This is a genomic window from Carnimonas bestiolae, assembly GCF_051251145.1.
Lineage (GTDB): Bacteria > Pseudomonadota > Gammaproteobacteria > Pseudomonadales > Halomonadaceae > Carnimonas > Carnimonas bestiolae.
Window position 1 is genome coordinate 16738 of the sequence record NZ_JBPCZK010000007.1, and the last position, 11556, is coordinate 28293.

Annotated in this window: 9 protein-coding genes; 3 read left to right on the forward strand and 6 right to left on the reverse strand. The window is 57.8% G+C overall.

What is annotated here, in order from left to right:
• Positions 1-19: 19 nt before the first annotated feature.
• The 6 genes from R84865_RS09410 to prfB all read right to left on the reverse strand — a co-directional run bounded on the left by R84865_RS09410 (position 20) and on the right by prfB (position 5951).
• Positions 20-934 carry a hypothetical protein gene (locus tag R84865_RS09410; protein ID WP_435639493.1) on the reverse strand — a complete coding sequence of 305 codons (915 nt, stop codon included), beginning with the start codon at positions 932-934 and terminating at the stop codon, positions 20-22.
• Positions 935-960: 26 nt separating this feature from the next.
• Positions 961-1272: a BolA family protein gene (locus tag R84865_RS09415; protein ID WP_435631761.1), complete on the reverse strand. Its 312-nt coding sequence runs from the start codon at positions 1270-1272 to the stop codon at positions 961-963.
• A gap of 46 nt (positions 1273-1318) precedes the next feature.
• Positions 1319-2755, reverse strand: coding sequence for an MFS transporter (locus R84865_RS09420; protein ID WP_435639494.1), 1437 nt, complete (start codon positions 2753-2755; stop codon positions 1319-1321).
• 5 nt (positions 2756-2760) lie between these two features.
• Positions 2761-3132 (reverse strand): hypothetical protein, encoded by a 372-nt coding sequence (locus R84865_RS09425; RefSeq protein WP_435631763.1) that lies wholly within the window; start codon positions 3130-3132, stop codon positions 2761-2763.
• A gap of 64 nt (positions 3133-3196) precedes the next feature.
• Positions 3197-4738 carry a lysine--tRNA ligase gene (lysS, locus tag R84865_RS09430; protein WP_435631764.1) on the reverse strand — a complete coding sequence of 514 codons (1542 nt, stop codon included), beginning with the start codon at positions 4736-4738 and terminating at the stop codon, positions 3197-3199.
• Between the two features lie 114 nt (positions 4739-4852).
• A protein-coding gene (prfB, locus tag R84865_RS09435; RefSeq protein ID WP_435639495.1) for a peptide chain release factor 2 occupies positions 4853-5951 on the reverse strand; the annotation gives its coding sequence in 2 pieces (ribosomal slippage) (positions 4853-5875 and positions 5877-5951; 1098 coding nt in all).
• 478 nt (positions 5952-6429) lie between these two features.
• On the opposite strand from prfB, the gene R84865_RS09440 reads away from it, so the two are divergent.
• From R84865_RS09440 to R84865_RS09450, 3 genes are all read left to right on the forward strand, one after another.
• Positions 6430-8001, forward strand: coding sequence for a peptide ABC transporter substrate-binding protein (locus R84865_RS09440; RefSeq protein WP_435631766.1), 1572 nt, complete (start codon positions 6430-6432; stop codon positions 7999-8001).
• 222 nt (positions 8002-8223) lie between these two features.
• Positions 8224-9828, forward strand: a complete 1605-nt coding sequence (locus tag R84865_RS09445; RefSeq protein WP_435631767.1) for a peptide ABC transporter substrate-binding protein — start codon at positions 8224-8226, stop codon at positions 9826-9828.
• An 86-nt stretch (positions 9829-9914) separates the two neighbouring features.
• Entirely contained in the window at positions 9915-11507 is a 1593-nt protein-coding gene (locus tag R84865_RS09450) for a peptide ABC transporter substrate-binding protein (protein WP_435639496.1), read from the forward strand.
• The last annotated feature ends 49 nt before the right edge of the window (positions 11508-11556 follow it).

The following is an 11556-nucleotide window of genomic DNA, read 5'->3' on the forward strand; positions in this document are numbered from 1 at the left end:
GAGGCCCGCCACTGAATCATCAGCGTGCTGCGGGCGTGTCGAGCAGTTGCTGCTGTATCGGCAGCAGCTGCCGCCATAGCTGGCGCTTGGCATCGGCGCTGGTCATAACGTCATCGAGCGATGCCGCACGTACCATTGGCAGCGAGAGTAGCTGGCTGCGTCCTTCTGCTATGTTAAGCACCTCCGACAGCACTTGCGCGTGTTCATCCTGTGGGTCGGCAAATAGCCATACGCACTCGGGCGCGCCGCCTTGATGCTTGCGCCCTTCCGCAAAGGCGCGCATTCCTTCACGTGCCTCTTCAAGCGGTGCTTCCGAAGAGAAGCCATCGATCATCGGCCAATGGAAATCGACGGGGCGCGTTGCCGTACGGTGCGGCTCGCCCAGCGCAGATAGCACCGCATCAAGAAACGCCAGCACCGGCGCGGTAAAGGCACCATCGGTGGTTAGAATCAGCCAGCGCTGCCCAAGCATCAGTGCGTTGAAAGCGAACCGCAGCGGTGCCTGAGGCTCGGCTGAAGCGGCAGCGGGCGTGGCTTGCTCCGAAGGGGGCGGCTGCGCGGCGTCAGCGGAGGGGGCGACTTCGTGGTCAGGCGTCGGGGCCTGATCCGCTTTTTGTGCGTCCGGCGTTAACAGCGAGCGGATTTGCGCGGAATGCTGCGCACCTCCCCCCTGCTGAGGAGGGACCTCTGCGGCTTCAGGCTGATGCGGCGTAGTGGGCACAGCAGACGTCTGAGCGGTTTCGGCGTCCTTGAGCAGTTGGTGCAGCCCTTGTGTCGAGGCGGTATCAGGTGCGGCTTGCGACTCGGGCCATTCGCACTCGCTGCTTGCCTGCGCATTGGGCAACCGATAGCGCGGCACCCACAGCGTAATGCCCATGGCGTCGAGATACTGCGCCTGCTGGTGGGTGGGCAACGCCTGTGAATGCTGTGACATGGTAGGTCTCTTAAAGTAGCCAGTGCTTAGGGGCGAGCGCCGCCGCGACAGTTAGGCGATGCCGGAATATCACCCGCGCGACGATCCCATTCAGCGGGCGTGTAGAGGTGCAGAGCGAGTGCATGCACCGGCCCGGCAAGCTCTTCATCCAGCACACTGTAAATCCGCTGGTGGCGCTTGACCGGCATCAGTCCCTCGAAGGCACTGGACACGACCGTCACTTTGAAATGTGTCTCCGAATTGGGCGGAACATGATGACGATGGCTTTCGTTCTCGACGTCAACAAAGCGAGGCGCCAACACCTTCAGCTTTGCCTCGATATGCTGCTGCACACTCATGACACTCTCCACACAACTATTGATTTGGCCTGCCAGCGCAGACCTATTACTGCTGCGGTGTACGCAGCGCGATCAGGCGAATGCAGCCACACAGCACTGCGATCAGCGCAAATACCCAGGCAATCCAGAACGCATTATTGACCAGAGCGCCGCTGTGCTGTGAAGCACTCGCGCCCGACAGTGCAAGCGCCACCAGCGCCGCGCCGATGGCCTGCGCAAAGGTACGCACGGTCGCCTGTACCCCCGATGCTCTGCTGCTCAGCTGGCGCGGCACCGAGCCCATTAGCTCGCGGTTATTGGGCGACTGGAACACCGCGAAGCCCAGACCACACAGCGCGGTACAGAGCAAAATGACCGCTACGTTAGCGCAATTGAACAGCGCCATTAGCGCTAGCAACAACACGGCGATACTGAAGATGCTCGATCCTATCACCGACAATTTAGGCGCCGATACTCGATCAGCCAAACGGCCTGTTAACGGTGCTACTACCATAATCAGCAGCGGCCAAGGCGTAAACAGTAAGCCGGACGCCAGTGGCGAGTAGCCGTAGCCATTCTGGAGCAGAAAAGGCAGCGCAAACAGCGCCATGGTTTGAGCAATGAAGCTAAACAGCGACGCCAGCGCTGCCATGCTGAAGCGCCTTTCCGCAAACATCGATAGCGGCAGCAGAGGTCGCGATGAGCGCCGCTGACGAACAATAAATGCCGCAGCGGCAATGACTGCTATCGCCAGCCAACTCCAGGCCACTCTCGCGGAGGAGGCGTGTCCCACCATGCCCAGCCCCACCACGCTAGTGCTGAGCATTACAATGGAGAGCAGCGCACCCACGCCGTCGAAGCGTTGCTGAACGGGCGCTTCACGCGGCAGAAAACGCCACGCCATTACCAGCGCCGCGCCCCCCACTGGAATATTGACCAGAAATAGCCAGCGCCAGTCGGCAATGGCCAGCACGACACCGGTAAAGGCTGGGCCTATGGCGAGCGCCGCCGCCACAATCATCGCTACCATACCGATGCCGCTGCCCAGCAGGCGCGAGGGAAAAATGCGTCGGTTAAGGGAAGGCCCCAGGCTCATGACTGCCGCCGCGCCCACACCCTGGATGCAGCGCCATACCAGCAACGCACTAAACCCTTGCGCCAAGGCACATCCCAGAGAGGCCAGCACGAACAGCGCCAATCCTGCGATATAGAGCCGGCCGGGGCCGATGCGATCCGCCAGGGCCGCGCAGCTTAGAATCAGCGACGCCGCGATCAGTTGGTAGCCGTTGCTGATCCATACCGAAGAAGAGGCCGCGACACCGAGCGCCTGCCCCAGATGCGGCAGTGCGGTGCTCATCATCGAGCCATCGAGCACCACCAGCAAGGTACCCAGCAGGATCGACCACAGCGCAGGAAGGCGACGTTCGGGCGGTAACCCGTCGTCGCCTTCCTGATGAGAACGTAATCCTTGAGTAGGGCTAGCCGCCTTGCGTGCTGAAAACATTCGAATCAAATGTCATCGTCATCGGCGAACTCGGAAGCTTCGAGCGTTTCTTCATCGTCAAGATCGACCGCCAGATAGCTGTGCTCGATGCGCAGGAAGCGATCGAACAGCGCGCGATCGACTTCATCGGGCCACAGCCGCTCGTCGCTCTCCCACGCCTGTAGCTCATTCTCGAGGATGTCGAGATAGCGATCATCGATATAGGCACGCAGCGCTTCTTCGCTGTCCATTTCGGGAATCAGATAAATGGTGCTCTCATGTTCCACATCGGCAAGGATGAGATCATCCTCGCCAGCGGTAGCCTCAAGCAGATTTATCCAATCGACGAACGCTTGGGTGGGAGTGACGCTGAGTGCCGAACGGTTAACCAGTTTCATGAAGACGCCCTCCAATGAGCAATTGCCCGATGATACCCCAATACGCCAGCGATGCGCAGAACGATTAATCGGCCTGCGGACGCATGGCCGGGAACAGCAGCACATCACGAATCGATGCACTGTTGGTCAGCAGCATGACCAGACGGTCGATGCCAATGCCCTCTCCTGCGGTCGGCGGCAAGCCGTACTCTAGCGCACGTACATAGTCGGCGTCGTAATACATGGCTTCGAGATCACCCGCGTCCTTCTCGGCCACCTGAGCACGGAAGCGCTCCGCCTGATCTTCTGCGTCGTTAAGCTCCGAGAAACCGTTGGCGATTTCACGACCGCCGACAAAGAACTCGAAACGGTCGGTCAGTTCAGGGTGCTCGTCGTTGCGGCGCGACAGCGGACTCACTTCGGCGGGATACGCGGTAATGAAGGTCGGCTGAAGCAGACGATGCTCGGCCACCTCTTCGAAAATCTCGGATAGCAGCTTGCCCTGCCCCCAGCCTTCCTTCACGTCGATACCCAGCTCTTTGGCCAGTGCTGCCGAGCTGTCGCGATCGGCCAGCTGCTCGCTGGTAATGCCATCACCGTACTTGATCACAGCGTCGTGCATGGTCAAACGATCGAAAGGCTGGGCCAGATCGATGTCGAAGGCGTCGTCGTCATGACCAACGGTAACACGCGTATCGCCGAGCACTTTCGTGGCAACCTCGCGAATCATCTCTTCGGTCAGCTTGATCAGGTCGTTGTAATCGGCATAGCCCCAGTAGAACTCAAGCATGGTGAATTCGGGGTTATGGCGGGTGGAAAGCCCTTCGTTGCGGAAGTTACGGTTGATCTCGAACACTCGCTCGAAACCGCCTACCACCAACCGCTTCAGGTAAAGCTCCGGCGCTACACGCAAGTACATGTCCTGATCGAGCGCGTTGTGGTGCGTGGTGAAGGGACGCGCCGTCGCGCCGCCGGGAATCGGGTGCAGCATGGGGGTTTCGACCTCCATGAAGGCACGCTCACTCAGAAACTGGCGAATCGCCGAGATAACGCCGGCGCGAATCCGGAAGGTATCGCGCACTTCAGGATTAACGATCAGATCGACATAACGCTGGCGATAGCGCTGCTCCTGATCGGTCAAGCCGTGGAATTTGTCGGGCAGCGGACGCAGCCCTTTGGTCAGGGTGCGGGCTTCTTCCATATTCACGTAAAGATCGCCGCGGCCAGACTTATGCACCGGCCCTTTAGCCGCCACAATATCGCCGATATCCCAGCCCTTGACGGTTTCGACCGTCTCTTCCGGCAGCGCTTTCTTGTTGAAATACAGCTGGATGCGGCCACTCACGTCTTGCAGCACAATAAATGGGCCACGCTTGGTCATCACGCGTCCGGCTACCGCCGCCTGACGGTTGAGCGCTTCCAGTTCGTCCTTTTCCTTGTCGCCAAGTTCTTCGCTCAGCTCGCCAGCCAGACTATCGCGACGAAAATCGTTCGGAAACGCACTCGTGCCATGCTCACGCGCTTTTTCGCGCAGCGCGGCAAGCTTGTCGCGACGCTCCTGGATCAGACGATTGTCCGATTCCTGACTGTGTTCGGCGGTCTGTCCATTGGGAGTGTGCTGTGACATGGCAAATTTCCTGTTGAGCGCCGCTGTGCCCTGTAATGCAAGCGACGCCAGATATATCAATATAGAGAGAAGAACACGCTCAACCACCCAGTGGTCAAGCGCTATGCACTAACATTACAGCCCTTGCTTCAGGCTGGCTTCGATAAAGTCGTCGAGATCGCCATCGAGCACCTTGTCGCAGTTACTCGACTGCACCCCGGTACGCAGATCCTTGATACGCTGATCGTCCAGCACATAGGAGCGGATTTGGCTGCCCCAGCCGATGTCAGACTTGCTGTCTTCGAGCTTCTGCTTTTCGGCGTTACGCTCTTGAACTTCCCGCTCGTAGAGGCGTGCTTTCAGCATTTTCATCGCCTGATCGCGGTTGGAATGCTGTGAACGCTCGGACTGACACGCTACCACCACACCGGTCGGTTCGTGGGTAATACGCACCGCAGAGTCGGTGGTGTTGACGTGCTGACCGCCCGCGCCGCTGGAGCGGTAGGTATCGACGCGCAAATCAGCCGGATTGATATCGATCTCGATGTTGTCGTCGATTTCGGGAGAAACGAACACCGACGCAAACGAAGTATGGCGACGACCGCCCGAGTCGAAGGGACTTTTGCGTACCAACCGGTGCACGCCGGTTTCAGTGCGCAGCCAGCCGTAGGCGTAATCGCCTTTTATGTGCAGCGTGGCCGATTTGATACCGGCGACTTCGCCAGCACTGACTTCTACCACTTCGGTAGTGAAGCCATGATGCTCGCTCCAGCGCAGATACATGCGCAGCAGGATATTGCCCCAGTCCTGGGCTTCAGTACCGCCAGAACCCGCCTGAATATCAAGATAGGCGTTATTGGCGTCCATCTCGCCAGAGAACATGCGCTGGAATTCGAGCTTGTCGAGATGCGCCTCGAGGCGCTGCAGGTCGTTAATGACCTCCTCGACGGTGTCCTCGTCTTCTTCTGCAACCGCTAGCTCCAGCAGTTCGGTGTTATCGGTGACACCGCTTTCCAACGCTTCGATAGTGGTAACGATTTGCTCAAGCTGGGCGCGTTCACGGCCCAGTTTTTGTGCGTAATCAGGGTTATCCCATACGCTAGGCACTTCCAGTTCGCGAGTTACCTCTTCCAGCCGATCCTTCTTTTCGGCATAGTCAAAGATACCCCCTCAGGACATTGGCGCGCTCGGCCAGGTCCTTGAGCTGGTTATAAATGGGATTGATCTCTTGCATGGTGGCATCCCCAACAAAACAAGTAGGCAACGGCGATACAGTGCCGCTCGTTGCTAACAGAAACGATGCGCCAGGCGGCGCATGAAAGAGCGCTATTGTAGGGCATTAGAGGGCTTAGCGTCATCCCGTTGACGCTCACGCGCGCACCATCACGGTAACTGCACCGCTGCCAGGCAACGCGCCTAGCAACTTCGACGATTGCCGGTGACGATGCAGCCATTGTGCTGCGCAATCCGCTAACATTGACGACCGCTGATAAGCACAACGCTTATAAGAACATACCCAACGCTTATTGGCTGTTACCAAGCCGAGCTGTTTACAGTGAGCCTGAAAAGCTGTGCCTGACCAACAGCGGCCGCTTAGGCCCCTGCGCACGCAAAAACCGCAATAACGTCACTGATTTCACGCTAAAAGCCTCGCTTCGTCGCCGCACCACCAGACGATCAGCGCTGCACCATAACCAAAAGAGATAGACACGATGAAGCGCACTCTGCTTAACGCCTCGCTACTGTTTACCGCTTTGGCCCTGCCGGGGCTTTCGTCAGCAGCCACATTGAACGTGGGCATTATTGACGATCCTGCGTCGCTGAGCCCGCCCAAAATTACCGGCGGCGTATGGGAGGAAGATGTACTGCGCGACATCTTTGCTGGGCTGGTCGATGTTTCAAAGGAAGGGAAGGTGATCCCGGGGGTGGCGACGCGCTGGGATATTTCCGACAACGGCAAGACCTATACTTTCCATCTGCGCGATTCCAAGTGGTCGGACGGCAAGCCGGTAACCGCGCACGATTTCGTGTTTGCGCTGCGCTACATTATTAACCCCAAGAATGCCGCCACTGGCCTGGAGCGTTTGTATCCGCTGCAAAATGCCGAGAACATCGCCAAGGGCAAGGCCGCACCTGACACGCTAGGCGTTAGCGCTCCCGATGACCACACGCTGGTCTTCAAGCTAAACGAACCGGCCGCTTACTTCCTGAAGATGCTGGTACTGCCGCCCTTCTATCCATTGCCGGAACATGCAGTGAAGCAGTACGGCGATCAGTGGAGCAAGGCCGACAACATTGTCGTCAACGGCGCCTTCAAGCCAGTTAAATGGGTACAGGGCACCGAGCTGGATACGCGCAAGAACGATAACTACTACGACGCCAAGGAGGTTGCCCTGGATGGCGTTAACTACTATCCAATGCCCGATCGCGAGGCCGGCATTACCCGCTTCCGCGCCGGCGAGTTGGACGTACTGCGCGACTTCCCGGCAGCGCGCTACAAGTTCCTGCAGAAAACCCTTGGCGATGCCGTCAAGGTAACGCCGAACCTTGGCACCGAATATTACGTGTTCAACCTGCGCAAGGGGCACCCCACCGCTGACCCGAAAGTGCGCGAAGCCCTGAGCATTGCCATTAACCGCACGGTCATTGCTCGTCAGCTGCTGGAAGGCGCCGTCAAGCCTGCCTATTCGCTGGTTCCGCCGGGCACCAGCGATTACAGCGTTCAGGTTCAGCCGGGGCTGAAGCATGACATCGATGAGCGCCAGCAGCGTGCCAAGGAACTGCTCAAGCAGGCTGGCTATGGCCCCGACAAACCGCTCAAGCTGTCGATTCGCTATAACTCAGGCGATCAGCAGCAGCGTGTGGCAGTGGCGATCGCCGCGATGTGGAAACCGCTGGGCGTACAGGTCACCATGGATAACAGCGACGCCAACGTGCACTACAGCACGCTGCGCCGCGGCGATTTCGAAATTGGCCGCGCCTCGTGGATCTCGAGCTACGACGATCCGCAAAACTTCCTGCAATTGGTATACGCCGTTGGCAATAACTACGGTGACTATCAGGACAGCAAATTCCGCCAGCTATTTGGTGCGTCCAATACCGAAATGGATAAGGCCAAACGGCGTTCGCTGCTACAGCAGTCCGAAGCGCGCCTGTCGTCTCAGTACATCGAAGCGCCGATTTTCCACTACACCGCACGCAACCTGGTCAAATCAGAGGTTGGCGGATGGCAAAACAACGCGCTTGATATCCACCCTGCGCGCTGGGTCGATAAAAAGGACTAGCCATCAGCCCAGCCCTACTGCCGAGCCCCGCTTCTATAATGAAGCGGGGCTTTTGTATAAGGGGCATTTATAAGGCGCTCGTCTTGCCGGAAAGTGCACAACCCCGTAGATTGAAGCCATGCGATAAATCGTCCGACACCTTGATAACCACTCAAGGCAGATGTCGCTGTTTCAAGGCTTGCACCTCTGGCCCCTACAATTCCAACAATCAGGATATTTTTCATGAAGGCCACCACACCACTTCTCGGCACACTATTACTCTCTGCATCACTGGGCTCATTGGCATTCACCGCACAGCAGGCAGAAGCACGCACGCTGCAAATGGGCATCGGCGGCGAACTGGCTTCGTTCGATACCTCCCAGGTTTCAGGGGGCGTGTGGGAATCACAGGTATTAATGGATGTGTTCGAGGGGCTGGTTCAGAAAGACCCCAAGGGTAATCTGGTGCCGGGCATGGCGAGTGACTGGGTGGTTTCGAAGGACGGCAAAACCTGGACCTTCCGTATTCGCAGCAATGCCAAGTGGTCGGACGGCACCCCGGTAACCGCCGACGACTTCGTGTTTGGCTGGCAGCACCTGCTGAATCCCGACAATGCGTCGAAATACGCCTATATGCTCTATCCGGTCAAAAATGCCAAGGCGATCAACCTGGGTAAACAAGCGCCCGATACCCTTGGCGTAAAGTCGCTGGATGATGGCAACACCTTCCAGGTAACGCTCAATGAGCCGGTGCCCTACTTCGAAGAGCTGATGACGCACTACACCGCTTACCCCTTGCCGAAACACGTGGTTGAGAAATACGGCAAGGATTGGGTGAAAATGTCGAACATTGTAACCAACGGTGCCTTCACGCCTACCAATTGGGTATCACAATCGAGCATCACCACCGTTAAGAACCGCTACTACTACGATGCCAAGAAGGTAGCGTTGGATGGCGTGGTCTACAACAACATCGAAAACCTCAATGCCATGGTGGCGCGCTACCGCGGGGGCCAGCTGGATATCGCGCACTCGCACGGTTTCCCGGTCAGCCAGCTGAAGTCGCTTAAGCGCACCATGCCTAAAGATACCCATACCGCACCTTGGCTGGGCAATGAGTACTATGTGCTCAATCAGCGCAAGGGCGAGCCCACCGCTGACCCGCGCGTGCGCAAGGCGCTTAGCCTGGCGATACGCCGCGATATTCTCGCCGAGAAGATTGCCCAGGGTGCTTTCAATGCCACCAACGCCTTCGTGCCAGCCGGCATTCATGGCTACCAGCCACAGGCCAACGATGAACTCAGCAAACCCTATGACGAGCGTTTGAAAGAAGCCAAGGCGCTAATGAAAGAAGCGGGCTACTCCCCGGAGCATCCGCTTCATCTTCATCTGCGCTTTAACAGCGACGATTGGAACAGAAGCAACGCGGTCGCCATTTCTTCGATGTGGCAACCGCTTGGCGTGACGACTGAGCTGGATAACGCCGAGGCCACCGTGCACTATCAAGCAATCGCGCGCGGCGATTTCGATGCGGCTCGCGCAGGCTGGGTCGCCGACTACAACGATCCGCAAAACTTCCTGACGCTAATGGAAACCGGTGTCGGCAATAACTACGGTGCCTATTCCAACAGTGCGTACGACAAGCTGATGCACCAGGCAGCGACCACCATGGACCCAGGCAAGCGCTATCAAATTCTTGAGCAGGCCGAGAAGCTGGCAATGAACGATTACGCCGTGATTCCGCTGCTGACCCAGGTATCGCGCAACCTGGTGAATCCAGACATCAAGGGTTGGGAAGACAATATCAGCGACGACCACCCCTCACACTGGATTTCATTCACTAAATAATCCAACCTTGCAAAAGTGCTATCGCCCGGGGCCTCACTGGCCCCGGTTTCGTTGTGCCAGATACCCTATTGCTCGCGAGATAACGAATGACCGCTCACCTACCTGCCCGCTTGACACTCTTATCTGTCGCCTTTGCAGCGAGCGCTGCCGTTGCACCTAGCGCGGATGCCGCCACCCTCAGGCTGGCGATACAGGCCGAGCCGTCGTCGCTGGCACCCAGTGAAGTGAACGGCACGGTTGCGGATGGCGACGTTATCGCCGATCTGTACGAAGGGCTGACCAGCGTTGATGCTGAAGGCGCGATCATTCCGGGCGCGGCAAGCGAATGGCAGGTAAGCGATGACGGCAAGCGCTACACCTTCACACTGCGCGACAGCGCGCGTTGGGCAGACGGTAAGCCGGTCATTGCTGACGACTTTGTTTCGGCGTTTCGCGCGGCACTTAACCCTGAAAGCCCTTCCGTTTATGCGGCGCTGCTCTATCCGCTCAAGAATGCTCAGGCAGCAGCATCGAACAAGATGTCTCTCGACAAGATTGGCATTCATGCCAAAGACAACGACACCGTTGTTATCGAGCTGGAGCGCCCTACTCCGTACTTGCCAGCACTACTGGCCAACTCAGTGGCTTCGCCTATTCCTACCCACTTGATTCGCAGTAAGGGAGACAAGTGGAAAGAGCCCGGCACGCTGGTCACCAACGGTGCCTTCACGCCTACCTCATGGGTGCCTCACGATCACCTTAGCGCCACTAAAAACCGTTATTTTCACGACGCCGATGACGTTAAGCTGGAAGGTGTGGAGTACATTCCCACTGAAGGTGAGGCTGCCTCTGTACAGCGCTTTCGAGCCAAGGAATTCGATATCCTGCGCAGCTTCCCGGTTAACCAGATTACGCTGTTGAAAAAACAGCTCGGCGATCAGGTCAAGCTAACGCCTGAGCTCAACACCTATTACTACGCGCTTAACCAGCGCGAGGGCCAGCCCACTGCCGACAAACGGGTTCGTGAAGCGCTTAACCTTGCCATTGATCGCGACATCATCGCGCAAAAAGTCATGCAGGATACGGTAAAACCTGCCTCTGGACTGGTGCCTCCCGGCGTGTCGAACTATCACCCGGCGCATATGCGCGGGCTCGATGAGCCGCTTACCAAGCGCCAGCAGCGCGCGCGTGAGTTGCTCAAGGAAGCAGGCTATGACAGCGAGCACCCGCTCAACATCACCCTTAACTACAACAAGACCAGCGTTAACCAACCGGTAGCGGTGGTGGCAGCGGCAATGTGGAAAGCGGTCGGCATTCATACCTCCATGGCCAACACTGAAGCCAACGTACATTTCTCCAATCTGGCGGAAGGGAAATTCGGCGTCGGCCGTGCCACCTGGCTGGGCGACTACGACGATGCCAATACCTTCCTCGATTTGCTGACCAGCGATAATGCCAAAAACTACGGCGCTTACAAAAGCTCTGCCTACGACGCGCTGCTCGATAAAGCCAACTCGATGACCGATCTTGAGCGACGCGCCTATCAGCTGCGCAGCGCTGAGCAGCTGGCGCTCGATGATTACGCTCTGCTGCCCATTTACTTCGATACCTCGCGCAATCTGGTTGCTGACCGGGTGCACGGCTGGCAGGCCAACACCATTAACCGTCATCTGTCGCGCTGGCTGTCGATAGCGGAATAACGCAATACCGCGCGGCCTGCTTATCCGCCACTTACCATCCAAGCAGTGC